The organism is Longispora urticae, from assembly GCF_053902585.1.
The window spans coordinates 24,803-50,388 of the sequence record NZ_JAQZSH010000024.1 but is presented as its reverse complement, the minus strand read 5'-3'; the positions used below and the strand labels follow the sequence as shown (position 1 = coordinate 50,388).

The 25,586-nt window shown below is 72.8% G+C and carries 22 protein-coding genes; 15 read left to right on the top strand and 7 right to left on the bottom strand.

The features are described 5' to 3' along the window. Nucleotides 1-70: 70 nt before the first annotated feature. Nucleotides 71-2,014 (bottom strand): asparagine synthase (glutamine-hydrolyzing), encoded by a 1,944-nt coding sequence (gene asnB / locus PT931_RS15085; RefSeq protein WP_456246371.1) that lies wholly within the window; start codon nt 2,012-2,014, stop codon nt 71-73. 49 nt (nt 2,015-2,063) lie between these two features. Here asnB and PT931_RS15080 point away from each other — a divergent pair, with 49 nt between their 5' ends. The 11 genes from PT931_RS15080 to PT931_RS15030 all read left to right on the top strand — a co-directional run bounded on the left by PT931_RS15080 (nt 2,064) and on the right by PT931_RS15030 (nt 14,741). After that, entirely contained in the window at nt 2,064-2,600 is a 537-nt protein-coding gene (locus PT931_RS15080; RefSeq protein WP_363727008.1) for a helix-turn-helix domain-containing protein, read from the top strand. Nucleotides 2,601-2,922: 322 nt separating this feature from the next. Continuing rightward, nucleotides 2,923-4,038, top strand: a complete 1,116-nt coding sequence (locus PT931_RS15075; RefSeq protein WP_456246370.1) for an NAD(P)/FAD-dependent oxidoreductase — start codon at nt 2,923-2,925, stop codon at nt 4,036-4,038. Further along, on the top strand, nt 4,035-6,080 hold the full coding sequence (locus tag PT931_RS15070; protein WP_456246369.1) for a 2Fe-2S iron-sulfur cluster-binding protein: 2,046 nt from the start codon (nt 4,035-4,037) through the stop codon (nt 6,078-6,080). The genes PT931_RS15075 and PT931_RS15070 overlap by 4 nt, the downstream gene beginning before the upstream one ends. Beyond that, a complete protein-coding gene (locus tag PT931_RS15065; protein ID WP_456246368.1) occupies nt 6,077-6,985 on the top strand; it encodes a dihydrodipicolinate synthase family protein in 909 nt (302 codons plus the stop codon). Before PT931_RS15070 ends, PT931_RS15065 begins: the two co-directional genes overlap by 4 nt. A gap of 34 nt (nt 6,986-7,019) precedes the next feature. Then, a complete protein-coding gene (locus PT931_RS15060; protein ID WP_456246367.1) occupies nt 7,020-8,012 on the top strand; it encodes a proline racemase family protein in 993 nt (330 codons plus the stop codon). Between the two features lie 190 nt (nt 8,013-8,202). Continuing rightward, nucleotides 8,203-8,859: an ABC transporter ATP-binding protein gene (locus PT931_RS15055; RefSeq protein WP_456246366.1), complete on the top strand. Its 657-nt coding sequence runs from the start codon at nt 8,203-8,205 to the stop codon at nt 8,857-8,859. Then, the gene (locus PT931_RS15050) at nt 8,859-11,000 is read left to right on the top strand and encodes a YhgE/Pip family protein (RefSeq protein ID WP_456246365.1); all 2,142 of its coding nucleotides are present in this window, start codon (nt 8,859-8,861) and stop codon (nt 10,998-11,000) included. Before PT931_RS15055 ends, PT931_RS15050 begins: the two co-directional genes overlap by 1 nt. Before the next feature lie 8 nt (nt 11,001-11,008). Next, a complete protein-coding gene (locus PT931_RS15045; protein WP_363726864.1) occupies nt 11,009-11,584 on the top strand; it encodes a TetR/AcrR family transcriptional regulator in 576 nt (191 codons plus the stop codon). A 134-nt stretch (nt 11,585-11,718) separates the two neighbouring features. Beyond that, the gene (locus PT931_RS15040) at nt 11,719-13,167 is read left to right on the top strand and encodes an aminopeptidase P family protein (protein WP_456246364.1); all 1,449 of its coding nucleotides are present in this window, start codon (nt 11,719-11,721) and stop codon (nt 13,165-13,167) included. A gap of 171 nt (nt 13,168-13,338) precedes the next feature. Continuing rightward, the gene (locus PT931_RS15035; protein WP_456246363.1) at nt 13,339-13,857 is read left to right on the top strand and encodes a YidB family protein; all 519 of its coding nucleotides are present in this window, start codon (nt 13,339-13,341) and stop codon (nt 13,855-13,857) included. A 119-nt stretch (nt 13,858-13,976) separates the two neighbouring features. Further along, a complete protein-coding gene (locus PT931_RS15030) occupies nt 13,977-14,741 on the top strand; it encodes an AfsR/SARP family transcriptional regulator (protein ID WP_456246362.1) in 765 nt (254 codons plus the stop codon). A 72-nt stretch (nt 14,742-14,813) separates the two neighbouring features. On the opposite strand, the gene PT931_RS15025 is transcribed toward PT931_RS15030, so the two are convergent. The 3 genes from PT931_RS15025 to yczE all read right to left on the bottom strand — a co-directional run bounded on the left by PT931_RS15025 (nt 14,814) and on the right by yczE (nt 17,885). Continuing rightward, nucleotides 14,814-15,164, bottom strand: a complete 351-nt coding sequence (locus PT931_RS15025; protein ID WP_456246361.1) for a hypothetical protein — start codon at nt 15,162-15,164, stop codon at nt 14,814-14,816. 120 nt (nt 15,165-15,284) lie between these two features. Beyond that, nucleotides 15,285-17,132, bottom strand: coding sequence for a hypothetical protein (locus tag PT931_RS15020; protein WP_456246360.1), 1,848 nt, complete (start codon nt 17,130-17,132; stop codon nt 15,285-15,287). 135 nt (nt 17,133-17,267) lie between these two features. Next, nucleotides 17,268-17,885: a membrane protein YczE gene (yczE, locus tag PT931_RS15015; RefSeq protein WP_456246359.1), complete on the bottom strand. Its 618-nt coding sequence runs from the start codon at nt 17,883-17,885 to the stop codon at nt 17,268-17,270. A 68-nt stretch (nt 17,886-17,953) separates the two neighbouring features. Here yczE and yczR point away from each other — a divergent pair, with 68 nt between their 5' ends. Further along, nucleotides 17,954-19,387: a MocR-like transcription factor YczR gene (gene yczR, locus PT931_RS15010; RefSeq protein ID WP_456246433.1), complete on the top strand. Its 1,434-nt coding sequence runs from the start codon at nt 17,954-17,956 to the stop codon at nt 19,385-19,387. 11 nt (nt 19,388-19,398) lie between these two features. On the opposite strand, the gene PT931_RS15005 is transcribed toward yczR, so the two are convergent. Further along, entirely contained in the window at nt 19,399-19,758 is a 360-nt protein-coding gene (locus tag PT931_RS15005) for a glyoxalase (protein ID WP_456246358.1), read from the bottom strand. Between the two features lie 118 nt (nt 19,759-19,876). On the opposite strand from PT931_RS15005, the gene acnA reads away from it, so the two are divergent. Beyond that, complete coding sequence (gene acnA, locus PT931_RS15000; protein ID WP_456246357.1) at nt 19,877-22,666, top strand: aconitate hydratase AcnA; 2,790 nt, start codon at nt 19,877-19,879, stop codon at nt 22,664-22,666. A 127-nt stretch (nt 22,667-22,793) separates the two neighbouring features. Here the strand turns inward: acnA and PT931_RS14995 are convergent, their stop codons facing one another. Continuing rightward, nucleotides 22,794-23,438, bottom strand: a complete 645-nt coding sequence (locus tag PT931_RS14995) for an HAD family hydrolase (RefSeq protein ID WP_456246356.1) — start codon at nt 23,436-23,438, stop codon at nt 22,794-22,796. Between the two features lie 43 nt (nt 23,439-23,481). Next, nucleotides 23,482-24,102 carry an NUDIX hydrolase N-terminal domain-containing protein gene (locus PT931_RS14990; RefSeq protein WP_456246355.1) on the bottom strand — a complete coding sequence of 207 codons (621 nt, stop codon included), beginning with the start codon at nt 24,100-24,102 and terminating at the stop codon, nt 23,482-23,484. Nucleotides 24,103-24,166: 64 nt separating this feature from the next. On the opposite strand from PT931_RS14990, the gene PT931_RS14985 reads away from it, so the two are divergent. Both PT931_RS14985 and PT931_RS14980 read left to right on the top strand, forming a co-directional pair. Further along, nucleotides 24,167-24,733: a TetR/AcrR family transcriptional regulator gene (locus tag PT931_RS14985; protein ID WP_456246354.1), complete on the top strand. Its 567-nt coding sequence runs from the start codon at nt 24,167-24,169 to the stop codon at nt 24,731-24,733. Between the two features lie 66 nt (nt 24,734-24,799). Beyond that, entirely contained in the window at nt 24,800-25,558 is a 759-nt protein-coding gene (locus PT931_RS14980; RefSeq protein ID WP_456246353.1) for an SDR family oxidoreductase, read from the top strand. The last annotated feature ends 28 nt before the right edge of the window (nt 25,559-25,586 follow it).

Here is a 25,586-nt window from a genome sequence, read left to right as displayed (position 1 = left end):
GGGCCCCTGACGGGGCGCGGCCGGGCCGGGTCCGGGCACGACAGACCCGGCCGCGCGGAGTGTCATCGGGCTACGCGACGACCCGGTCGACCCGGGGCTTCAGCTTGAGCTGGGAGGCGTTGTGGCCGACGCCCGGGTTGAGGGTGTGGTCGACGTAGATCGCGTACCAGAGGCAGAAGACCAGGATCGTCCACACCTTGCGGCTCTGGTCGCCCTCGCCGGCCCGGTGCGCGTCGAGCAGGCGCTGCGCGTAGCCCAGGTCGACCAGGCTGCCGGCGCCCGAGGACGCGAAGATGTCCTTGGCCCACTGGTACATCTCGGTCTTCAGCCAGACCCGGATCGGGGTGGGGAAGCCGAGCTTGACCCGGTTGACGATCTCCGGCGGGACGACCCCGCGCAGCGCCTGGCGGAGCGCGTACTTCGTGTCCGTGGAGCGCGGCGGGAGCTTGAGGTCCACCGGCAGGTCGGCGGCGGCCGCGAACACCTCGTAGTCGAGGAACGGGACGCGGACCTCGAGCGAGTTGGCCATCGACATCCGGTCCGCCTTGACGAGGATGTCGCCGCGCAGCCAGGTGTACAGGTCGATGTACTGCATCTTCGTCACGTCGTCGAGGTGCGCGGCCTCGGTGTAGATCCCGTCGGTGACGTCGGTGTAGCGGACCGCCGGGTCGTAGCGGCGCATCAGGTCGCGCTTCTCGTCCTCGGTGAAGATCTTGGCGTTGCCGTAGTACCGCTCGGTCAGGGGCGTCGTACCCCGCTCCAGGAAGCTCTTGCCCTTCACGCCCTCGGGGATCACCTTCGAGACGGCGCGCAGGCCCTTCTGCACCCCGTCGGGCAGGCCCGTGATGGAGCGCAGGGACAGCGGCTCGCGGTAGATCGTGTAGCCGCCGAAGAACTCGTCGGAGCCCTCGCCGGACAGGGACACCGTGACGTGCTCGCTGGCCAGCTTCGCGACGTAGTAGAGCGGGACGAGGGCCGGGTCGGCGACCGGGTCGTCGAGGTGCCAGACGATCTTCGGCAGCGCGTCCATCATCATCTGGGCCGTCACGACCACCGGGTACGTCTTCACGCCCAGGTGCCGGGCGGAGTCCTGCGCGACGTCGAGCTCCGAGTAGCCCTCGACGTCGAGCGCGGCGGTGAAGGTGAGGATGTTCGGGTTGAACTCCCGGGCCAGCGCGACGACGGCCGTGGAGTCGATGCCGCTGGACAGGAACGCGCCGACCGGCACGTCCGAGCGCATGTGGATCCGGACGCTCTCCCGCAGGGCCTCACGGATCTGCGCGTACTTGCGCTCCGTGTCGGTGACCGGGGTCGGGCGGAACTCCGCCTTCCAGTACCGCATGACCTCCATCGAGCCGCCCGGCTGGTACGTGAAGCACTCGCCCGAGCCGAGCCGGGAGATGCCCTTCGTCATGGTGCCGGGCTCCGGCACGTACTGCAGGGTCAGGTAGTGCGACAGGTTCGCCCCGTCGATGCCCGCGTCCCCGTTGCGCGCCGCGGCCGAGAAGGGCATGAGCGCCTTCTTCTCGCTCGCCACGTACAGCCCGTCCTCGGTGAGCGTGTAGAACAGCGGCTTGATGCCGAACGGGTCGCGCGCGCCGAACGCCGTCTTGGACTGGGTGTCCCAGATCAGGAACGCGAACATGCCGCGCAGCTTCTTGACGGCCTGCGGGCCCCAGTAGTGGTACGCCGCGACGATGGTCTCCGAGTCGCCGTCCGTGCGGAACTCCGCGCCGAACTGCTTGACCAGCTCCTCGCGCAGCTCGATGTAGTTGTAGATCTCGCCGTTGAAGGTCATCACGTACCGGTCGTGGTCGTACCAGATCGGCTGGTGGCTCTTCTCCACGTCGATGATCGACAGGCGCTGGAAGCCGAGCAGGACGTCGTGCCCGGCCCGGGTGACCTCGGTCTCGTCCGGCCCACGGTGCTGAATCGTGTCCAGGGCCGCGGTGAACGCCGCCTGCTGCAGGGGTGCCGCTCCGAGAGCGCTGACGAAGGTGAGCAGTCCACACATGCTCCCTATCCTGTCACGACGTCCCGCTACGCTGCTGAGCGTGTCCACGATGCAAGCCGTCCTCGCCGCGAACCTGCGCACCCTGCGCGCCGCCCGCAACATCTCCCTGTCGGAGCTGAGCAGACGCTCCGGCATCGGCAAGGCGACGCTGTCCCAGCTGGAGGGGCCCGGCGGGAACCCGACGATCGAGACGCTGTTCTCCTTGTCGCGCGCCCTGGACGTCCCGGTTTCGGCGCTGGTCAGCGAGGCCGAGCGCAGCGCGATCGCCCTGGTCAGGGCCGGCGAGGGCACGAAGATCAGCGGGGCGGCGGTCGAGCTGCGGCTGCTGCACCGGCTCGACGCAGGAAGAACGATCATCGAGGTGTACGAGCAGCGCGTGCGCCCCGGGGCCGTGCAGCACTCGGAGGGGCACCCGGGACTGGAGCACATCCACGTGGTGTCCGGGGTGCTGCGGGTGGGGCCGCCGAACGACCCGTTCGAACTGCGGGCCGGTGACTACGTGTGCTTTTCCGCGAGCATTCCGCACAGCTACGAGGCGGTGGACGGGCCCGTGCTGTCGACCTTGATCCTTCAGCACTCTTCGTAGTGGGTGGGGCCCGCTGAGGGCGACGATCCGCGCGTTGTCGGCACGTCCGCATACAACACCGGTATGCGGACGCACCTCCGCCTTCGGCTCCCCGCCCTCAGCGGGCCAAGACGTCAGATCAAGAACAGAGGCGATCCCAGGTCCTGAGGGCGAAGTTGGCGCTTTGCGCGTCCGGGTGGTCCCCGCGTCCCATAAGTTGGCGTATGGCCGTCGCCCGCGCGCACGGGTGACCGGGCTTCCGTCGGCCGGTAATATTTGACGCAGTACATGTGACAGGCATACTGTGTCGAACGAAGCGTTCGATATAGCGAACAGGAGAACGGTGAACAGCGACGTCGTCATCATCGGGGCCGGCATCATCGGCGCCGCGACGGCGTATGAGCTGGCCCGGCTCGGGCTGTCCGTCACCGTCGTCGACCGGGGCGCGCTCGCCGGGGGCACCACGTCCGGCGGCGAGGGCAACCTCCTCGTCTCCGACAAGCCGCCCGGCCCGGAGCTGGACCTGGCCCGCGACTCCCTGACCCGCTGGCACGCCCTGGGCCTCGGCCCGGAGGTCGAGCTGGAGGACAAGGGCGGCATCCTCGTCGCCCGGACCCCCGAGGCCGCCACCGCGCTCGGGCACCTGACGAAGACCCACCGCGAGGTCGGGGTCGACGCCCGCGACATCACCGCCGACGAACTCGCCGACCGCGAACCCCACCTCACTCCGGACGTCGCCGGCGCCGCGCACTACCCGCAGGACTGCCAGGTCCAGCCCGTGCTCGCCACGGCCGCCCTGCTCACCGCCGCCCGCCGCCTCGGCGCGGTCCTGCTGACCGGGGCCGCGGTCACCGGGATCGAGCCGGGGCGCGCGGTGCACACCACCCTCGGCACGCTCTCCACCGCGCAGGTCGTCGTCGCCGCCGGCCCCTGGTCGGGCGCCGTCGCCGCGCTGGCGGGGGCCGACCTGCCCATCCAGCCCCGGCGCGGCATGGTCCTGGTGACCGCCCCGGTGCCCGCGCTCGTGCGGCACAAGGTCTACGACGCCAGCTACCTCGCCGCCGTCGCCAGCGACGACGCGGGGCTCCAGGCGTCGGCGGTCGTCGAGGGCACCCCGGCCGGCCCGATCCTGATCGGCTCCACCCGCGAACGGATCGGCTTCGACGCGACCATCCGGGTGGCGGCGCTGCGGGTGCTCGCCCAGGGCGCGGTCTCCCTCTTCCCCACCCTTTCGGGGGTACGCGTGATGCGCGCCTACGGCGGCTTCCGGCCGTACGCCCCCGACCACCTGCCCGTGATCGGCGAGGACCCCCGGCACCCGGGGCTGTGGTACGCGACGGGGCACGAGGGCGCGGGCATCGGCCTGGCCCCCGCCACCGGCGCGCTGCTCGCGGCCCTGATGACCGGCGGCACCTCCACCGTCGACCCGATCCCCTTCTCCCCCGGGAGGTTCGCGTGACCGCGCCCACGGCCGGCTCCCCGGACCAGCCCCCGCAGGCGGCCACCGCCGACCCGGGTCGGATCGGCTCCGCCGGCACGCCCGGCCGAGTCCCCGCAGGCTCCCCGGGCTCCCAGGCCTCCCCGGGCCGGGCCAGCGGCTCCACCCGCGCTCAGGCCGCCGGCCGCATCCCTGACGATCCCGTCGGGGTGGACGCCGCGGCGGTGACCGTCACCGTGGACGGTGTGCCGCTGGTCGCCCGGGACGGCGAGTCCGTGGCCGCGACCCTGATCGCCGACGGGCGGGCCGCCTGGCGGAGCACCCGGTTCGGCGGGAGGCCCCGGGGCGTGTTCTGCGGGATCGGGGCGTGCTTCGACTGCCTGGTCACCGTGAACGACGAGCCGGACGTGCGGGCCTGCCTGCGCCCGGTGTCCGACGGCGACGCGATCCGCACCCAGGGCGGCACGGGCACCACCCCGCCGCCGCCCACGGCCGCCCCTTCCCTCGCGCCCTCCGGCGGCGCGACCGCAACCGGACCGGACACGACGTCGAACGGCTCCCCGGCGCGCGGCCACACGGTCGTCGTGGTCGGGGCCGGGCCTGCCGGTCTGCACGCCGCGCTCGCCGCCGCCGACGCCGGGGCCCGCGTCCTGCTGCTGGACGCCAACGCCCGGCCCGGTGGGCAGTACCACCGGCAGCTGCCGGGGAGCTTCCGCGCCGCGCACCCCGAACGCGCGCACCCCGACCAGCGGGCCGCCGCCGACCTGATCGCCCAGGTCGTCGCGCACAGCCGGATCGAGCACCGGACGAGCACCACGGTCTGGGCCGCCGAGCCCGCGTCCAGCCGACCGGACGGGCACCCGGGCCACGTGCTGCACCTGCTCACCGACGGCCGGGCCGGCGGCGCGGTCACGGCCGCCGCGGTGGTGCTCGCGACGGGGGCGTACGACCGGGCCGTGCCGTTCCCCGGCTGGGACCTGCCCGGGGTGTACACCGCCGGGGCCGCCCAGGCGCTGGTCAAGGGGCAGCGGGTCCGGCCGGGCGCCCGGATGCTCGTCGGCGGGACGGGGCCGTTCCTGTTGCCGGTCGCGGCGGGGCTGCTGGCCGCCGGCGTACACCTCGAAGGGGTCCTGGAGGCCAACCGGATCGCCGGCGGCTGGCTGCGGCGGCCGGCCGACCTCCTGCGGGTCCCCGCGAAGCTGGCCGAGGCGGCGCACTACAACGCGGTCCTGGCCCGGCACGGCGTCCTCGTCCGCTACGGGCAGGCGATCGTCGCCGTGCACGGCACCGACCGGGTCGAGGCCGCCACCGTGGCGAAGCTCCGTCCGGACTGGACGGTCGCGTCGACCCGGACCGTCGAGGTCGACGCCGTCGCGGTCGGTTACGGCTTCACCCCGCAGTTGGAGCTGGCCACGGCCCTGGGCTGCGCGGTCGGCCAGGCCCTCGACCACACCGACGGAACCGCGGGCCGGGCCGCCGGCACGACCGGAATCGGGACGCCGGACCAGACCGCCGGCTCGACCGTCGCGCGGACCGCGGGCCGGAGCGCTGCCCGGACCGCGGCCCCCGACTCCGGCCAGGCCTTCGTGCGGGTCGACGCCACCCAGCGCACCACCGTCCCCGGCGTCTACGCGGCCGGCGAGCTCACCGGGATCGGCGGCGCGGCGCTGTCCGCCGCCGAGGGTCGGCTCGCCGGGCTGGCCGCCGCCGGGGCCGCCCCCGACCCGGCGGCAACGAAGCAGCGGGCCACCTACACCCGGTTCGCGGCGGCACTCGACGCCGTGTACCCGGTGAAGCCCGGCTGGCGGACCTGGCTCGACGAAGACACCCTGGTCTGCCGGTGCGAGGAGGTCACGTGCGGCACGCTGCGCGCGGCCCTCGCCGACCAGGTCACCGGCCTGCGCACCCTCAAGTTGTGCACCCGGGCCGGCCTGGGCTGGTGCCAGGGCCGGGTCTGCGGCCGCAACGTCGCGGACCTGGCGGGGCTGCCGCCCGCCGACCACCGTCCCATCGCAACCCCCATCACCCTCGGCGACCTCGCCTCAGCAAAGGACCCCTCATGACCACGGATCTGCGCGGCGTCATTGTCGCCACCACCCTGCCCTACGTCTCCGACGCCGCCGCCCCGGCCGGACTGCGGGTCGACCACGACGCGTACGCCGAGCACTGCGCCTGGCTCGTCGCGAACGGCTGCCGGGGCGTGACGCCGAACGGGTCGCTCGGCGAGTACTCGTCCCTCACCGACGAGGAGCGCGCGCAGGTCGTCCGCACCGCCGTGGCCGCCGTCGGCGACAACGGGGTCGTGGTGGCCGGCGTGTCCGCCCCGGGCTCCCACCAGGCGCGGCTGTGGACCGAGCAGGCCGCCGAGGCCGGGGCGCACGGCGTGCTCGCCCTGCCGCCGACCATGTACCGGGCCAACCGCTCCGAGGTCGTCGCGCACTTCGCCGAGATCGCGAAGGTCGGGCTGCCCGTGATGGTCTACAACAACCCGATCGACACGAAGGTCGACCTGACGCCGTCGGTACTCGCCGAGATCGCCACCCTCGACAACATCGTCGCGGTGAAGGAGTTCTCGGGCGACGTCCGCCGGGTCCTGGAGATCCGCGAGGCGGCCCCCGGCCTCGACGTGGTGTCCGGCGCCGACGACGTGGTCCTGGAGAGCCTGCTGATGGGCGCCGTCGGCTGGCTGGCCGGCTTCCCGAACGTGTTCCCGAAGGAGTCGGTGGAGCTGTACACGCTCGCGACCGCCGGGGACGTGGCCGGCGCGCGGGCGATCTACGAGCCGCTGGTCGCCGCGTTCCGCTGGGACTCGCGGACCGAGTTCGTGCAGGCCATCAAGCTGGGCCAGGAGCTCGTCGGGCGGGTCGGCGGGGCGTGCCGGCCGCCGCGCGGGCCGCTGAACGAGACCCAGACCGCCCAGGTGAAGGCCGACATGGACAAGGCGATCTCGTACCTGGCGCAGCGATGAGCGCGGGCGGGCTGAGCGGATTGGGGTTCGTCGCGTGAACTTCTCCCGCTACCTGACGGCCGTCGACTCGCACACCGAGGGCATGCCCACCCGGGTGATCACCGGCGGGATGGGCGTGATCCCGGGCGCGACGATGGCGGAACGTCGTACCCATTTCATCGAGAACTCCGACCACATCCGGCAGTTCCTGATGAACGAGCCGCGCGGCCACGCGGCCATGTCGGGCGCGATCCTGCAGCCCCCGACCCGGCCGGACGCCGACTTCGGGGTCCTGTTCATCGAGGTGTCCGGCTGCCTGCCGATGTGCGGGCACGGCACGATCGGCGTGGCGACGGTCCTGGTCGAGACCGGCATGGTGCCCGTCACCGAGCCGGTCACCACGGTCCGCCTGGACACGCCGGCCGGCCTGGTCGTCGCCTCGGTGGCGGTCCGCGACGGCCGGGCGGAGTCGGTCACGTTCACCAACGTGCCCGCGTTCTCGGTGGCCCTGGACGCCACGGTCGACGTCCCCGGCTACGGCACGGTCCGCTACGACCTGGCGTACGGCGGCAACTTCTACGCCATCGTCCAGCTCGACGAACTGGGCCTGCCCTTCGAGCGCTCCGCCAAGGAGGAGCTGTTGAAGGCCGGCCTGGCGATCATGGCGGCCGTCCCGCCGCCGACCCACCCGCTGCTGCCGACGATGGCGGGCGTGCACCACGTGTACCTGGCCGCGCCCGGCTCCGACGCGAAGCACTCCCGGCACGCGATGGCGATCCACCCGGGCTGGTTCGACCGCTCCCCGTGCGGGACGGGCACCTCGGCGCGGATGGCGTCGCTGTGGGCCCGCGGGGAACTGGCGCTCGGCGACGACTTCGTCAACGAGTCCTACATCGGGACCCGGTTCATCGGCCGGCTGGTCGAGGAGACCACGGTCGGGGGGTACCCGGCGGTGGTGCCGACCGTGACGGGGCGGGCGTGGATCACGGGGATGGCGCAGTACCTCCTCGACCCGCGCGACCCGTTCCCCACGGGCTTCGAGCTGTAGTTCCACCGGTCCGCAGGGCAGGCCCGCCGTTCCCCCGGGGACGGCGGGCCTTCGCGTTCCGCCCATTCGCCGGTCCGGCGGACAAAGGTGACGTCGCGGTAGTGCATGACTATCGTCACTCGGCTGGACAGGAACCTCCGCCCCCGCATACCTTGGTTTTTGTACTGACCGGTCAGTTCAAGGAGCGTGTGTGGAACCCGAGACCGAGGAGACCGCGGTCCCCCAGGACGTGGACGAGTCCGGGGTCGTCGAGGAGGCCGCGGCCATCGTCGAGCGCGCCCCGCTGCCCGTCGTCTCCGCGCACGACCTCGGCCTGCGCACCGGCCGCGGCTGGGTGTTCCGGGACGTGACCCTGTCCGTGCACCCCGGCGAGCTGATCTGCGTCGCCGGTCCCGCCGCGAGCGGGCGCAGTTCGCTGCTGCTGGCGTTGGCCGGGCGGTTCACCACCAACCACGGCACCCTGACGCTGCCGAAACAGCACTGGAAACACCTCGCACTGGGGTACGTGCCGGGGGTGCACGAGCCCGAGCCCGCGCTGACCGTCGGCGAGCACTTCCGCGAGCGCCGGGTGCTCCTCGGCCGCCGGGGTGAGCGGAACACCGACCGCACCCTGGCCCGGGACCTGTCCCCGTTCCAGCGGCACGTGCTCTGCCTGGAGCTGGCGCTGCTCGGCCGGCCCCGGGTCATCGTCGCCGATGACGTGGACACCGCGCTGACCGGCGAGGAGCAGGCCACGTTCTGGGGCATGTTGCGCGAGGTCGCCGACGCGGGCACCGCCGTCGTCGCCGTCAGCCGCGAACCCTCGGCCGTGGCCGACCACGTTCTCACCCTCACCAAGGAGAAGTGATGTTCACGCTGGCGAGGTTCGAGCTGCGCCGGTTCATGCGCGCCCGGCTCACCCGGGCCGCCATGGTCGTGCTGATGCTGGTGCCGCTGCTGTACGGGGCGCTGTACCTGTGGGCCTTCTGGGACCCGTACGGGCAGCTCAAGCGGATTCCCGTCGCGATCGTGAACTCCGACGTCCGGGCCGGGGACGTCACCGCCGGGGCCGACCTCCAGCAGACCCTGATCGACCGGCAGGTCTTCGGCTGGAAGGTCACCGACGCGAAGGACGCGGCGAAGGGGCTCGACGACGGCACGTACCACCTGGTGTTCACGATTCCGAAGGACTTCTCCGCGTCGCTGAACTCGCCGGCCGACTCCGCCGCGGCCCCGCGCCGGGGCGAGCTGTCCGTGGTCACCAACGACGCGACGAACTACCTGTCGGGGATGCTGGCGCGTTCGGCGTTCACGGAGATCCGGGCGGGGGCGAGCGGGAAGACGACGAAGAAGTACCTGGACAAGATGTTGTTGAGTGTCTCGGAGCTGAAGGCCGGCATCGGGGACGCGGCCGACGGCGCGGGGCGGCTCAACGACGGTTCCGGCAGGCTCAGCGACGGGGCGGCGAAGCTCGACGGCGGGCTGGGCTCCGCGCACACCGGCAGCAGCCAGCTCGCGACCGGCCTGGCCGGCGCGAACGCGGGGGCGAAGAAGATCACCGACGGCCTGGTCACGCTGAACGCGGGTACCGGGCAGCTCGCCGACGGCACGACGAAGCTCGCGGCCGGCAACCGGGCGCTGGCCACGAAGCTGTCCGGGGCGGCCGACACGGTCGAGCCGTTCCTCCGCGAGCACGGCGGGGACCTGGCCACGGCGGCCGGCGCGGTCGCCGACGGGGCGGAGCTGATCGCCAACAGGCTCGACACCCTGCCGAACCTGGTCACGGACTCGACCACCCAGGCGCAGGCGGTCCAGCGCAACGTCGTGAAGCTCGGCGAGGAGAAGCCGGAGCTGAAGTCCGACACCACCTACGTCGCCGTGCTCGACTCCGCCAACAGGACCGTGGACTCCGCGAAGGCCGTGCAGTCGGCGCTGAACACCGACCCGGGGGCGTTCGCCGCGCTGAAGACGAAGCTGCGCGACGTGGCCACCAGGGCGCGCGCGCTCCAGCAGGCCGCCCCGCACCTCGCCGACGACGTGGCCGGCGCCCGGGCGTCCGTCAACGCGCTGGCCACCGCGTCCGAGCAGATCGCGACCGGGGCCAACCAGATCCACACCGGCCTGACCAGCGCGACGGGGGCCATGAAGGAACTGTCCGGCGGCCTCTACCGGCTGTCCACGGGCGCCCGGCAGCTCGACTCCGGGGTCGGCACCCTGTCCGGCGGCGCGGCCGAGCTGGCCGGCGGCCTGGTCACCCTGCACGACGGGGCCGGGAAGCTCGCCACCGGGCTGACGGACGCGGAAGGGAAAATTCCGGGGTACGACGCCGACGCGCGCGCCCAGCGCTCCGACATCATGGGCGACCCGGTGGCCCTGCAGCGCTCCGCGAAGAACGCCGCCGCCACGTACGGGGTCGGCTTCTCGCCGTACTTCATCGCCCTGGCCCTGTGGGTGGGCGCGATGCTCGCGTACATGCTGCTGCGGCCCGTGAACTCCCGGCACCTCGCGTCCGGCGCGCCCGCCTGGCGGGTGGCCCTCGCGGGCTGGCTGCCCGGGTTCGCCGTCGGGCTGGTGCAGGGCGCGGTGCTGCTCGCGGTGCTGCACTTCGCGCTGGGGCTGGACCTGGTGCGGCCCTGGGCGGCGGCCGGGCTGCTGGTGCTGACCGTGGGCGCGTTCACCGCGATCCTGCAGCTGATCGGCGCGAAGCTCGGCGCGGCCGGCCGGGTGCTGGCCCTGATGCTGCTGATGGTGCAGCTCACGTCGTCGGGCGGCACGTACCCGATCGAGACGTCGCCGGCGTTCCTGCGCGCGCTGCACCCGTACCTGCCGATGACCTATGTCGTGCGGGGTCTGCGGCACCTCATCAACGGCGGCGCGGCGGGCCCGGTGTGGCAGGCTGTGTTCGTGCTGATCGCCTTCACCGTCGGGGCGCTGGGGTTGACGACCCTGGTGCTGCGCCGGTCCCGGCGGCTCACCCCGAGCAAACTGCACCCCGACCTCGTGATGTGAGAGCGACCATGGGCCGACGCGAGTCCACCCGGCAACGCCTGTTCGACGCGGCGGTCACGCTGATCGCCGAGCGGGGCTACTCCGCGACCACCGTGGACGACATCGCGGCGGCCGCCGGGGTCGCCAAGGGCACCGTGTACTACAACTTCACCTCCAAGCCGGTGCTGTTCACCGAGCTGCTCCGGTACGGGCTCGGCGCGCTGACCGCCGAGCTGCGGGCCGCCGCCGAGGGGCTGTCGGGGCCGGACGGGGTGCACGCGGTGGCGACGGCCCAGCTGCGCTACATCCAGCGGTACCAGGAGTTCGCCCAGCTCCTGATGGCGGAGATGTGGCGGACGAACCGGGAGTGGACGCCCACCCTGCACGCGCTGCGGGACGAGGCGGTCACCGCGATCGCCGAGGTGATCCAGCGCGGGGTGGACGCGGGCGAGTTCGACAAGCGGGTCGATGTCCGGTTCGGGGCGTCCGCCCTGTTCGGGGTGGTGCTGGCCGTGGCGCTGGACTGGCTCGTGCACTCGCCGGACCGGGCCCTGGAGGACGTCCGCGAGGACCTGATGATGATCGTCGACGCGCGGCTGCGGTGACGTCGCGCGGGGCCGGCGCGGGGCCGAACACGACTGTGGCGCAAAGTACCGAACAACTGTTATGAAGCAGTGGAACATTACCGGCCCGTAAGGGGTACCTTGGCTCTAGCCGTACTACCGCGAGGAGCCCCCAGATGACCGAAGAGCGCCCCGAGGGTGAGCGCAGCCACGACCCGATGTTCCCGGAGAAGTTCCTGGAGTTCATGCGGACCGGCTGGGCGGAATCCCCTCTGAACGTGCTCGCCCTCCCCCAGTCGGCGCACCACGCGCGCCGGCGTGACCAGCTGTCGGCCGCCTTCCCCGGCGAGAACCTGGTCGTCCCGACCGGGCGCGAGCAGGTCCGGGCCAACGACACCGACTACCCCTTCCGCCCGGGCAGCGACTTCATGTGGCTCACCGGCGAGCACGACCCCGAGTCGGTGCTGATCCTGCACCCGACCGCCACGGGCCACGACGCGGTGCTGTACGTGCGGCCCCGTTCGCCCAAGGACACCGACGCCTTCTTCCGCAACGCCCAGCACGGCGAGCTGTGGGTGGGCCGCCGGCAGACCCTGGCCGAGAAGACCACCGAGCTGGGCCTCCCGACGGCCGACCTGGCCGACCTGCCGAAGGCGCTGGCCGACCTGGCCCCGGGCCGGACCCGGGTGCTGCGCGGCTACGACGCCGCCGTCGACGGCGCGGTGCTGGTCACCGACGCCGCCCGCGACGCGGAGCTGGCCAAGGTGCTCTCCGAGCTGCGGCTCGTCAAGGACGCCTGGGAGATCGCGCAGCTCCAGGACGCGATCGACGCCACGGTGCGCGGCTTCGAGGACGTCACCCGGATCCTGCCCGCCGACCGGGCCGTGTCCGAGCGGCTGCTCGACGGCGTGTTCGCGCTCCGGGCCCGGCACGACGGCAACGACGTCGGCTACGGCTCGATCGTCGGCAACGGCGCGCACGCCACGATCCTGCACTGGACCCGCAACAACGGCCGGACGCAGCCGGGCGACCTGCTGCTGATGGACATGGGCGTCGAGAACAACAACCTCTACACCGCCGACGTCACGCGTACCCTGCCGGTGACCGGCCGGTTCACGGACCTCCAGCGCGCCGTCTACGACGTGGTGTACGCGTCGCAGCAGGCCGGGATCGACGCCATCAAGCCGGGCGTGGAGTACAAGGAGATCCGGGACACCTGCAACCGGGTGCTCGCCGAGGGCCTGGGCGACCTCGGGGTGCTGCCGGGTTCCGTCGAGGAGGCGCTCAGCGCGGACGCGCAGTACTTCCGCCGGTGGACCCTGCACGGCTTCGGCCACATGCTGGGCCTCGACGTGCACGACTGCGCGCACGCCAGCAAGGAGATGTACACCGACGGCAAACTCGACACCGGCTACGTGCTGACCGTCGAGCCGGGGCTGTACTTCCAGGCGGAGGACGAGCTGGTCCCGGCCGAGCTGCGCGGGATCGGCGTCCGGATCGAGGACGACATCCAGGTCACCGAGAACGGCTCGATCAACCTGTCGGCCGGGCTGCCCCGGACCGCCACCGAGGTGGAGTCGTGGATGGCCGCCCAGCGCGAGGCGGGCCCGCGACTGCCGGGCTAGACCGCACCGCGTCCGGCGCACGCCGCCGGGCCGCCCCGGCCACCCGGCCGGGCTGATCGGGCTCTGCGACACGACGCCCCGGGAGCACCCTCCCGGGGCGTTTCGCATGTCCCGTCCACCCGTTCGGCCTAGGGTCGGTAGGCGGCATTTCACTCGAACCTGGAGCAACCCATGGACCTGCAGCAAATCCTGAAGAACCCGATGACCCAGCAGATCATCCTCGCGCTGGTGACCAAGCTGCTCGCCGGCAAGCTCGGCGGCGCGGCGAACGGGGCGGCGCCGGCGGGGGCCGCGCCGGGCGGGATCGACCTCGGCGGCATCCTCGGCAGCGTGCTGGGTGGCGGCTCCGGGGGCAGTGGCGGCGGCATCGACCTGGGCAAGATCCTCGGCGGGGTACTCGGCGGCAGCGGCGGCAAGGGGCTCGTCGGCCAGCTCGACGCGGCCGGCCTGGGCGGCCAGCTCCAGTCCTGGATCGGCACCGGCGCCAACGAGCCCGTGGACGCCCAGAAGCTCACCGAGGCCCTCGGCCCGGACACGGTCAACGAGATCGCCGCCGAGACGGGCGCGACCCCCGAGCAGGTCAGCGACACGCTCAGCCAGGTCGTGCCGGCGCTCGTCGACGAGTCCAGCCCGAACGGGCAGCTCGACCCGGCCGCGCTCCAGGCCACCCTGGCCAAGTTCCTCAGCTGACCCCCGGCGGGGCCCGGTCCCACCCCGCGACGTGAGACGGTTCCAAGACGGTTCTGAGACGACGGCGGCCCCGGAACCTCCGTACGGTGGCGCGAGTACACCTCGCCACTGGAGGTCCCGTGTCCGCCGTACGCCTCGAACTGTTCGGTCGGGTCGCCGCCTGGGACGGCCCCGCGGAGGTGCCGCTCGGCCCGGCCCGGCAGCGCGCCGTCCTCGGCCTGATCGCGCTGGGCGGCGGCCGGCCGGTCCGGGTCGCCGAGCTGGTGGACACCCTGTGGCCGGCCGATCCGCCCCGGTGCGCCCGCAACGTGGTGCACACGTACGTGCGGCGGCTGCGGCGGGCGCTGGAACCTGACCGGGTGCGGTGGACGCCGAGCGCGGTACTGCCGAGCGTGCCCGGCACGGACGCGTACGCCCTCGGGCTCGCCGACCACGACGTGGACGTGTGGCTGTTCCGGCACCTGGTCCGCGAGGCGCGCGACGCCGGGGCCGCCGGACCGCGGGATCCCGGCCGGGTGCTGGAACTCTGCGCGCGGGCCCTGGACCTGTGCCGGGCCCCGGTGCTCGCCGAACTCGCGCACTGCCCGGCCGTCGCGGGCCTGGACGCGGACCGCCAACTCGTCCTGGGCTGGTACGCGGCGGCCGCCGTCGCCGCCGGTACCCCCGGAGAGGCTCTCGCCCTCGTGGAGCGGGACGCCCGGGACCGGCCGCTCGACGAGGGCGCCCAGGCCCGGCTGATCGGGGTGCTGCACGCCCTGGGCCAGCGCGCGGCGGGCGTGGCCGTCTACCGCCGGGCCCGGGTGGCCCTGCGCCGCGAGCTGGGGGTGGCGCCGGGCGACCTGCTGGAGGACGCCCGGCTCCTGCTCACCCGGCAGTCGGGCTGAGGCCGGTCACCCGGCCGGGCCGGGACCGGTCACAGCGTCGAGGACCCGTCCCGGAGTCGGGCCGCGGACCGGTTACGGCGCCCCACCGGTGCAGCGCTGGTTCGTGATCTTCGTGACGCTCGCGCCGGCCGCGTCGGTGACCACGATCTTCGACTGCGGCGTGGTGTACGGCTGACAGCCCCAGGACACGAACCGCTTGTTGTCGTGCTGCGAGAAGTAGTAGCCGTTGAAGTACCACTTGATCGTGTAGGGCGCGGTGCCCCCCGCGACGGTGGCCTCGCAGAGGATGCTGTTCCGGATCGACTCGCAGAACTGGGTGGCCGACAGCGTGCTGGCCTGGGCGGGGGCCGCCCCCACCAGCATCGCCCCGGCGACGCCCGCGACGAGGGCTACCGCGCTGACGGATCTGGACAGTCGGGACATGGTTGTCTCCTCTGGGTTCGGTGACGGGCGCCGGTGCGACCATCGACAAGCATGACGGTCCCGCGTCCATAGTGGAACCTCGGGCGGGTACGGGAACGCGCTGGTCTGCGGGCAGTGTGCTCAGCGCGACTGGACGACGAATGGACGGGCGAGCCGGGCCAGGCCGTGGTGCAGCCGGCGGTAGTACGTGGCCCGGCTGAGGTGCAGGCGCATCGCGATGTGCTCGTGGCCGCCGCGGCGCTCCAGGTAGTACCGGGCGAGGATCTCCCCCGCCTCCACGTCGGCGGCCGCCGGACCGGCCTGGAGCTCCCCGATCGCGCCGACCAGCAGGTCGCGGAGCGGGCCGGGCCCGCCGGCCACGGCGAGCAGCGGGCTGCGGGCCAGGGCGAGCGGCTCGTGCACGTGGTCGAGCGCCTCGCGGAGCTGGCGGAGCACCCAGCCGGCGTCGTCGGGCACGACCGGGGCCAGTCCGGGGCCGCGCAGCCGGTCCAGCCAGCGGGGCAGGCTCTCGGTGTCGAAGTCGTGCGAGTACACCTGGTTGGGCCGGCCACAGTCCAGAACGTCGTCCCGGGTACCGCCGTGCGCGTGCAGCCCGAGCCCGGCGGCCAGCCGCTGGTACTCCCGCGACGGGGTCGAGATCACCATCCCGCCGTGCCGGATACCCATGGACAGCAGGAACCGGAACAGGGCGGCCCGGGCGGCCGGCTGCCGGTCGTCGTAGGTGGCGAGACCGATGAAGGCGCCCTTGCCCGGGGTGAGCACCCCGGTGTGCTGCTGGAGCAGCGGTTCCATGGTCGCCATGGCCCGGTCGGTCACCGGGAACACGTTGGCGAGGCCCACGGCCTGGCCCTCCCGGTCGCAGACCAGGTGGAACCCGTCGGGGGTGGTCCGCATCCACCCGTCGAGCAGCCGCTCGGTCCGCCGCGCGCCGAGCGAGCCCCACCGCGCCCAGCGCCGCACCAGCCGGGCGACGTCGTCGGCGTCGGCGGGTCCGGCCGGCCGGACGTGCGCGGGCGCGGTGACGGGCCGGAACAGCCGGCGGGCCGGGTCGGGGACGGTGAGGAACAGGGCCTGGGCGACCCGGTCGGCCCGGGCCCGGTCGCCGTGCTCGGTGGCGAGCAGCCGGCCGTGGTGCGCGGCGGCCCGGGTCGCGGCGGTGCGGTGCCCGACCGGGGCGCGCCACTCGTGCGCGAGGTCGAAGACGGTCCGGTACGGCTCCGCCACCGCCAGCCCGGTGGCCACCGCGACGACGACGCTGGACTCGGCGAGCGCCGCGAACTCCGGCCCCGCGCCGAGCACGGTCAGCAGGTCGCCGTCCGCCTGGCCGACCGTGGCGAGCAGCAGGAGCGCCTCCTCGGTGCCGGCGTTCTCGACGGCGAGCCGGCGGAGCACCCCGGCCACGGCGGCGTGCACGACGGCCCCGGGCGCGTCGGCCATCGCGGCGGCGCGCAGGGCCCGGCACAGTTCGCGGGCGAGGAGCGGGATGCCGGCGGACAGCCGGACGACGTTGCGGGTCGAGGCCGGGTCGTCGACGCCGGACGCGGCGACCAGCTCGGCGATCCGGGCGTCCGACCACGGTTCGGCGTGCACGACGGCGACGGGGATCTCGGGGTCCCAGGACCGGTGGGCGGGCAGGGGCCGGCGGCTGGCGACGACGAGCGGGCCGGCGGGCAGGACGAGGCGGGCGACGGCGGCCTCGTCGTTGACCTCGTCGACGAACCGGACGTCGGGGAACGGGTCGGTCGGGTCACCCGGGGCGGCGCGGCCCGGCCCGGTAGCGGTGTCCGCACCGGCCGCCGTGGACGGCCCGCTGGAACCGGACCCCACCACGCCACCCGGCCCGGCCAGCTCCGCCATCAGCCGGGACTTGCCGATCCCGACCGGCCCCACCAGGTTCACCACCCAGGTCCCGGCCGCGAGCAGTTCCCTGATCCGGTCCCGAACGTCCACGCTGTCCGCCACTCCCATGTGGACAATGTAAACGTTCACGTCGCGTCGAATGATCACCGGAACGGTCGAGAGAGCGTTCGGGAACGTTCGGGAACGGCGGCGAGCCGCCCCGCGCGGAACGTGAGTGGGCACGCCCCGCCCGGGGCGGCGGTTTCAGGCCTCCCGGGCCGGGGGCGCGGCCAGGCGGGCCGTCGGCGCGGTGAGGCGGGCCAGGAAGAACTGCACGAGCGGCCCGATCGCGACCGCGTACAGCAGGGTGCCGACGCCGAGCGTGCCGCCGAGCAGCCAGCCGCTGGTCACCACGGCGATCTCGATCAGGGTGCGGATCAGCCGGATCGACTTCCCGGTCTTCGCCGCCAGCCCGGTCATCAGCCCGTCGCGGGGGCCGGGGCCGAGCCGCGCGCCGATGTACAGCCCGCCGGCCAGCCCGTTGAGCACCACCCCGGACAGCAGCAGGCCGATCCGGACGGGGAGCGGCCCCGGTTCGGGGAGCAGCCGCAGGGTGAGCTCGGCGACGAAGCCGATCACGAGCACGTTGCTGATGGTGCCGACCCCGGGCTTCTGCCGCAGCGGGATCCAGAGCAGCAGGACCAGCGCCCCGGTACCGGCCACGATCCACCCGAACGGCAGGTGGGTCTGCGCCGCCACGCCCTGGTGGAACACGTCCCACGGCATGGTGCCGAGGTGCGCGCGGATCATCAGGGCCATGCTGACGCCGTAGATCACCAGGCCGAGCTGCAGTTGGGCGAAGCGCTTGCCGAGGTCCTTCATGCATGCCATTCTTAAGGCCATTCCAGCCCGATTAAAGAGCCAATTGCGGGGTACTGGCCTTGAAACGCATGCTCAGCGCCACCCAGTTCGCCCGGCTGCTCGGTGACTGGCGCAGCCGGGAGGCCGACTACCTGGCCCTCGCCGGGGCCGTGCACCGCCTGGTCCTCGACGGCCGGGTGCCGCCGGGCGTCCGGCTGCCCGCCGAGCGCGAGGCGGCCCTGGTGCTGGGCGCGAGCCGGACCACGGTCACGGCGGCGTACCGGCGGCTGCGCGAGTCGGGCTTCCTCACCAGCCGGCAGGGCGCGGGCAGCTGGACCTCCGTCCCCGACGGGCACCGGATCGGCACCAGCGGCCTGTGGTCGGACGCGGGGGCCGGCGAGGACGTGCTCGACCTGGGCTGTGCCGCGCTGCCCGCCCCGCCGCAGCTCGCCGACGCCGCGCGCGAGGCCGCCGAGGAGCTGCCCCGGTTCGCGAACGGCTCCGGGTACACGCCGACCGGGCTGGCCCCGCTGCGGGCGGCGGTCGCGGAGCGGTACGCGGCCCGGGGGCTGGCGACGACCCCCGAGCAGATCATGATCACGACGGGGGCGCAGCAGGCGTTCGACCTGACGTTGCGGCTCCTGCTGTCCCCGGGCGAGCCGGCCCTGGTCGAGGTCCCTACCTACGCCAACGCGCTCGTCGCCCTCACCGCGCACCGCGCCCGGGTCGCCGGCTACGGCCTGCCGGGCACGGGCTGGGACGCCGACGAGCTGATCGCGACGCTCCGGCAGGTCCGGCCCCGGGTGGCGTACCTCCTGCCGGACTTCCACAACCCGACCGGGCACCTGATGCCGGCGGCGACCCGGGAGCGGCTGGCCGCCGCCGCGCACCCGGTCGGCGCGGACCTGGTGGTGGACGAGACGTTCGCCGAGCTGTCCCTGACCGGCGAGGACATGCCGTTGCCGCTGGCCGCGTTCGACCGGCACTCCCGGGTGATCACGGTCGGCGGCATGAGCAAGGCGTACTGGGGCGGGCTGCGGATCGGCTGGATCCGGGCGGCCGGCCCCGTCATCCAGCGGCTGGCGGCCCTGCGGGTCGGCGCGGACATGGGCTCCCCCGTGCTGGAGCAGCTCGTCGCCGGCCGGCTGATCGCCCGCGCCGAGGAGATCATCCCGGCCCAGCGGGCCACCCTGCTGTCCCGGCGCGACGCGCTGGTCGCCGCGCTGCGCGCCGAGTGCCCGGACTGGCGGTTCACGGTGCCGACCGGCGGGATGTCGATGTGGGTCGAGCTGGACGCGCCGGTGAGCACGGCGCTGGCCGCCGCCGCCGAGGGCCGCGGGGTCCGGGTGGCGGCCGGGCCGCGCTTCGGGCTGGACGGGCTGATGGAACGGTTCGTCCGGCTGCCGTACACGCTGCCGGAGGCGCAGCTGGTCGACGTGGTGCGGCGGCTGAGGCTGGCCCGCGCGGACGTGGACGCCGGCGGGCCGGCGCGCACCCAGTCGGCACTGGAGATCGTCGCCTGACCCGGGCGGGCCTATTCCGGCGCCACGAACTCCAACCGGTTCCCCAGCACGTCGAACGTGTGGAACCGGCGCATCCCGGGCACCTCGTTCTCGCCCCACGTCACCTCGTACCCGGCGGAGAGGATCTTCTCGGCCAGGGCGTCGAGGTCCGGCCAGATCAGGGCCGGGTGCGCCTTGCGGGCCGGGCGGAAGTCCTCCTCCACCCCGAGGTGCAGGTCGGCGCCGCCGGGCGAGCGGAACCACGCGCCGCCGCGCGCGGCCAGGGCGGGGGGCTTGGGGAGCTCGACGAAGCCGAGGACGCCCGTGTAGTACCCCCGAAGCGTGTCCTCGCTGCCGGCCGGGCAGGCAAGCTGTACGTGATGCAGGGTCATGTCCCACAGTCTGGCGTCGAGTTGCGGATTTAGCAAGACGGACGTACGGTTTGCGTGAGCGTAGAGGACCCTAAGACCCGCACGGAGCAGTCGGTGCGGGAGACTGCACGAAGATCCCATGACTGAGGAGTACGACGTGGCGAGCCTCGACACCTTCGGTGCGAAGAGCCGACTTGAGGTCGGTGACGCGGCCTACGACATCTACCGGTTGGACGCTGTCCCCGGTCACGAGCGGCTGCCCTACAGCCTGAAGATCCTGCTGGAGAACCTGCTCCGCACGGAGGACGGCGCGAACATCACCGCCGACCACATCCGCGCCCTCGGCGAGTGGGACCCCAGCTCCGAGCCGAGCGTGGAGATCCAGTTCACGCCGGGCCGGGTGCTGATGCAGGACTTCACCGGCGTGCCGTGCGTGGTCGACCTGGCCACCATGCGCGAGGCCGTCGTGGACCTGGGCGGCGACCCGACCAAGGTCAACCCGCTCGCGCCCGCCGAGCTGGTCATCGACCACTCGGTGATCGCCGACCTGTTCGGCGCGCCGGACTCCTTCGCCCGCAACGTCGAGCTGGAGTACGAGCGGAACAAGGAGCGCTACCAGTTCCTGCGCTGGGGCCAGACCGCGTTCAACGAGTTCAAGGTCGTGCCCCCGGGCACCGGCATCGTGCACCAGGTCAACATCGAGCACCTGGCCCGCACGGTCATGGTCCGCGACGGCGTGGCGTACCCGGACTCCTGCGTCGGCACCGACTCGCACACCACCATGGTCAACGGCCTGGGCGTGCTCGGCTGGGGCGTCGGCGGCATCGAGGCCGAGGCCGCCATGCTCGGCCAGCCGGTCAGCATGCTGATCCCGAAGGTCGTCGGCTTCAAGCTGTCCGGCGAGCTGCCCGAGGGCGTCACCGCCACCGACCTGGTGCTCACGATCACCGAGATGCTGCGCAAGCACGGCGTCGTCGGCAAGTTCGTCGAGTTCTACGGGCCGGGCGTCTCCGCCGTGCCGCTGGCCAACCGGGCCACGATCGGCAACATGTCCCCGGAGTACGGCTCCACGGTCGCGATCTTCCCGCTCGACGCCGAGACGGTGAAGTACCTGACGCTGACCGGGCGTTCGAAGGCCGAGACCGACCTGGTCGAGGCGTACGCGAAGGCCCAGGGCCTCTGGCACGACGCCGCCGCCGAGCCGAACTACTCGGAGCGCCTGGAGCTCGACCTGTCCACGATCGAGCCCTCGATCGCCGGCCCGAAGCGCCCGCAGGACCGGGTCCCGCTGAAGTCCTCCAAGGCCGGCTTCCGCGCCGCGATCGTGGACTACGTGGGCACCGACGGCGTCGAGTCCGCCCTGGACGAGGCCGTCGCCGAGTCGTTCCCCGCGTCGGACTCCCCCGCCGTGCACAACGGCAACGGCCAGCCGCACGCCTCCGCGACCGCGCTGAAGCCGCGGGTGTCCAAGAAGGTCACGGTCACCGGCACCGACGGCAACAGCTACGAGCTGGACCACGGCCACGTCGTGATCGCCGCCATCACCTCGTGCACCAACACGTCGAACCCGCAGGTCATGCTGGGCGCGGCGCTGCTGGCCCGCAACGCGGTGGACAAGGGCCTGACCCGCAAGCCGTGGGTGAAGACCACCCTGGCCCCCGGTTCCAAGGTCGTCACCGACTACTACGACCGCTCGGGCCTCACGCCGTACCTGGAGAAGCTCGGCTTCAACCTGGTCGGCTACGGCTGCACCACCTGCATCGGCAACTCCGGCCCGATCCTCCCCGAGGCCAGCGCCGCCGTGAACGAGCACGACCTCACCGTCGTGTCCGTGCTGTCGGGCAACCGCAACTTCGAGGGCCGGATCAACCCGGACGTGAAGATGAACTACCTGGCGTCCCCGCCGCTGGTCATCGCGTACGCCCTGGCCGGCACGATGGACATCGACCTGCTCACCGAGCCGCTCGGCACGGGCTCGGACGGCCAGCCGGTGTTCCTCAAGGACATCTGGCCCAGCGCGCACGAGATCAACGAGGTCGTGGCCTCCGCGATCGACCCGGCCCAGTTCGCCGACAGCTACGCCGACGTGTTCGCCGGCGACGCTCAGTGGCAGGGCCTGCCCACCCCGACCGGCAACACGTTCGCGTGGGACCCGCAGTCGACCTACGTGCGCAAGCCCCCGTACTTCGAGGGCATGACGATGGAGACCACGCCCGTCGTGGACTTCGCCGGCGCGCGGGTGCTCGCCAAGCTCGGCGACTCGGTCACCACCGACCACATCTCGCCGGCCAGCACGATCAAGGCCGACTCGCCCGCCGGTAAGTACCTGGCGGAGCACGGCGTCGAGCGGCGCGACTTCAACTCGTACGGTTCCCGGCGGGGCAACCACGAGGTGATGATCCGGGGCACGTTCGCCAACATCCGGCTGCGCAACCAGATCGCGCCCGGCACCGAGGGCGGCTTCACCACGAACTTCCTGTCCGGCGCCGTGGAGAGCATCTACGACGCGTCGCAGGCGTACCAGGCGGCCGGCGTGCCCCTGGTCATCCTGTCCGGCAAGGAGTACGGCTCCGGTTCCTCGCGGGACTGGGCGGCCAAGGGCACCGCGCTGCTGGGCGTCAAGGCCGTCATCGCCGAGTCCTACGAGCGGATCCACCGGTCGAACCTGATCGGCATGGGCGTCCTGCCGCTGCAGTACCCGGCGGGCCAGAACGCCGAGTCGCTGGGCCTGACGGGCACCGAGACCTTCGAGATCACCGGGGTCACGGCGCTCAACGACGGCGGCATCCCGGAGACGGTGCACGTGAAGGCCGACGGCGTGGAGTTCGACGCCGTGGTCCGGATCGACACCCCCGGCGAGGCGGACTACTACCGCAACGGCGGCATCCTGCAGTACGTGCTGCGAGGCATGGTGCGCGCGGCCAGCTAGTCACACACGGAAGGCCGATCCGCGGGGCGCTTGTCCTGTCGGGTCGGCCTTCCGCTTACCCAGGCTCAGATCAAGAGCATCAGAGGGTTACGCCGCGCCACTCACCCGGCGCGCATCGGCACTTCCGTCAGGCCGCCAGCACCTTGTACACGGCCGCGAGGCAGTTCCCGGCGATCTCCGTCGGCGCGAACCGGGGCTCGTCCCAGTGCCGACCGTGGCTGATCCACACGCTCGGGATCCCGGCCCGGGTGGCCCCGCCGATGTCGGCCGCCGGGTTGTCGCCGATCATCCACGCGCCGTCGAGCCGGTGCCGGGCCCGGTTCGCGGCGGCCTCGAAGATGCGCGGGTCGGGTTTGCGGACCCCGACCTCCTCGGAGATGACCCAGGCCGCCACGTACCGGTCCAGGCCGATCCGGCGCATCTTGGCCTCCTGCTGGCGCTGGGTGCCGTTGGTGACGATGACGGGCATCCAGCCGGCCCGGTCGGCGATCTGCAGGGCGCAGGCGATCAGCGGGTCGAGGCGGGTGTGCTCGACGACGCCCATGTGGAGTTCGGCGACGATGTCGGAGACGGCGGCGTCCAGCAGGTACCGCGCGCGCATCGCCGAGGCGACCTCCTCGCGCGGCGTGAACCCGTCGCCGTCCAGCTTCATGAGCCACTCCAGGTCGGCGTCCGGCGCGCCGATCACGGGCAGGAATTCCTTTGCCCACAATCGGAACGCGCCGGTTCTGTCGACCAGCGTGTTGTCCAGGTCGAGGAGTAGCAGCGGCACGCGCGGGACGTTACGCCAGTTTCGCGCGGCGCAACAGAGCCGGTCAGTGGAAGAGCGTTTGTTTACCGGCGTGAAACGCGTCCCGAACAAGGGTGGCATGGAGTGAAAAGAACGTCAGTTTGTCGATTTCGGACTCATGGAACCACCCGAAATCCCGCACCTCGTGCGTCGTGACAGGTTCCCCCGAGACGACCTCGCACCGGTGCACATGGTGAAAAACGTGGGCCCTCCCAGGCGGTAACACCTTACGGTTGTCGTACACCGCGAGGAGTTCGGTGGCGCGGACCGTCAGCCCCACCTCCTCGTACGCCTCGCGCACCGCCGCCTCCGACGCGGACTCCCCCACCTCGACCAGCCCGCCGGGCACGCACCAGCCCCGGCCGTCGGCCCGGTCGGTGATGAGCAACCGGCCGGCCGCGTCGAAGATGACGGCGTCGGCGCCCGCGAGTGGAGTACGCGGAGTGAGGTCGTCTTCGAATATCGCTCGTATCTCGGCCGCGTCGCGCCGGTCGACGACGGCCGTCAGTTCCGCGGCGACGATCCGGATCTGTTCGAAGCGCGCGCGGTCGTGCGGATCCTCGCTGAAGTACAACGAGGTGGCCGCGATGGCCCGTAGCTCGTCGGCCAGCTGTGCCACCCGTACACTCGGATCTACGATCTTCATCGGTCCACCTTGCAAGCCGTACGTACGGATTGCAATAAGCACTACGGCATGTCACGATCACTCTGTGCCCAGAGTCAGCCAGGATCAGCTCGCGGCCCGCCGCCACGAGATCCTCGCCGGCGCGCGGGCCTGCTTCGCGCGGTACGGCTACGAGGGCGCCACGGTGCGCCGCCTCGAGGAGGAGACCGGGCTGTCCCGGGGCGCGATCTTCCACCACTTCCGCGACAAGGACTCGCTCTTCCTCGCCGTGGCCGCCGACGACGCGGCCGAGATGGCGGTGACCGTCGCCCAGAACGGGCTGGTCCAGGTGATGCGCGACCTGGTCGGCAACCCCGACGTGGTCGGCTGGCTCGGCACCCAGCTCGAGGTGACCCGCCGGCTGCGCACCGACCCGGAGTTCGGCGAGCAGTGGGCCGAGCGGTCCGGTGCGATCGCGCAGGCGACCCGCGACCGGCTCGACCGGCAGCGCGAGGCCGGGGTGCTCCGCGACGACGTACCCGTCGAGACCCTGCAGCGTTTTCTCGAACTGGCCTACGACGGCCTGGTCATGCACCTCGCGATGGGCCGCCCCGCCGACGACCTCGGCCCGGTGCTCGATCTCGTCGAGGGCGCGGTCCGCAAACCTCTTTAGAAAGCTTTAAGACCAGCATTCTGTACGGTGCGTCACCTGCCCTCTGTCCGCCGGTAGGGTCGGCGCATGGATCTCGGACTGCGGCACCGCGTCTATGTCATCACCGGGGGTTCCCGGGGCCTCGGATTCGCCACGGCGCAGGCCCTCGTGGCCGACGGCGCCAGGGTGGTGCTGTCCGCGCGCGGCCACGGCCGACTCGAGGAGGCCGTCGCGACCCTCGGCCCGGAGCACGCGGTGGGCGTCGCGGCGGACCTGGCCGACCCGGGCACCCCGGATCTGTTGCTGGGCGCGGCGTTGGAGCGGTTCGGCCGGCTCGACGGGGTGTTGATCTCGGTCGGCGGCCCGGCCCGGGGCACCGCCGCCGGCACGGAGGACGACGCGTGGCGGGACGCGTTCGAGACCGTGTTCCTCGGTTCGGTCCGGATGGCCCGGGCGGCGGCCAAGCAGCTCACCACGGGCGGCGTGATCGGCTTCGTGCTGTCGTCCTCGGTCCGCGAGCCGATCGACGGGCTCGGCGTCTCCAACGGGTTCCGGCCGGGGCTGGCGGGCGTCGCCAAGGACATGGCCCGGGAGTACGGGCCGCACGGGATCCGGGTGCTCAGCCTCCTGCCGCACCGGATCAAGACGGAACGCAACCAGGAGCTGCTGGCCGCGACCGGGGACCCGGAGCGCGCCGAGGCCGTTGCCCGGGGCGCGATCCCGCTGCGCCGACTGGGCGAGCCGCACGAGTTCGGACAGGTGGCGGCGTTCCTGCTGTCCCCGGCGGCGAGCTACCTGACCGGGGTGACGGTGCCCGTGGACGGCGGGGCGCTGCACGGGCTGTGACCCGCGCGGATCCGGGGCGGGTGACCGG

Coding starts and splice junctions, on each gene's coding strand:
- acnA (WP_456246357.1), top strand. CDS start 19,877: ATGACTGAGGAGTACGACGTGGCGAGCCTCGACACCTTCGGTGCGAAG.
- PT931_RS15035 (WP_456246363.1), top strand. CDS start 13,339: ATGGACCTGCAGCAAATCCTGAAGAACCCGATGACCCAGCAGATCATC.
- PT931_RS15050 (WP_456246365.1), top strand. CDS start 8,859: ATGTTCACGCTGGCGAGGTTCGAGCTGCGCCGGTTCATGCGCGCCCGG.
- PT931_RS15045 (WP_363726864.1), top strand. CDS start 11,009: ATGGGCCGACGCGAGTCCACCCGGCAACGCCTGTTCGACGCGGCGGTC.
- PT931_RS15025 (WP_456246361.1), bottom strand. CDS start 15,164: ATGTCCCGACTGTCCAGATCCGTCAGCGCGGTAGCCCTCGTCGCGGGC.
- PT931_RS14990 (WP_456246355.1), bottom strand. CDS start 24,102: ATGAAGATCGTAGATCCGAGTGTACGGGTGGCACAGCTGGCCGACGAG.
- PT931_RS15080 (WP_363727008.1), top strand. CDS start 2,064: ATGCAAGCCGTCCTCGCCGCGAACCTGCGCACCCTGCGCGCCGCCCGC.
- PT931_RS15065 (WP_456246368.1), top strand. CDS start 6,077: ATGACCACGGATCTGCGCGGCGTCATTGTCGCCACCACCCTGCCCTAC.
- PT931_RS15020 (WP_456246360.1), bottom strand. CDS start 17,132: ATGGGAGTGGCGGACAGCGTGGACGTTCGGGACCGGATCAGGGAACTG.
- PT931_RS15005 (WP_456246358.1), bottom strand. CDS start 19,758: ATGACCCTGCATCACGTACAGCTTGCCTGCCCGGCCGGCAGCGAGGAC.
- asnB (WP_456246371.1), bottom strand. CDS start 2,014: ATGTGTGGACTGCTCACCTTCGTCAGCGCTCTCGGAGCGGCACCCCTG.
- yczR (WP_456246433.1), top strand. CDS start 17,954: ATGCTCAGCGCCACCCAGTTCGCCCGGCTGCTCGGTGACTGGCGCAGC.
- yczE (WP_456246359.1), bottom strand. CDS start 17,885: ATGAAGGACCTCGGCAAGCGCTTCGCCCAACTGCAGCTCGGCCTGGTG.
- PT931_RS15040 (WP_456246364.1), top strand. CDS start 11,719: ATGACCGAAGAGCGCCCCGAGGGTGAGCGCAGCCACGACCCGATGTTC.
- PT931_RS14980 (WP_456246353.1), top strand. CDS start 24,800: ATGGATCTCGGACTGCGGCACCGCGTCTATGTCATCACCGGGGGTTCC.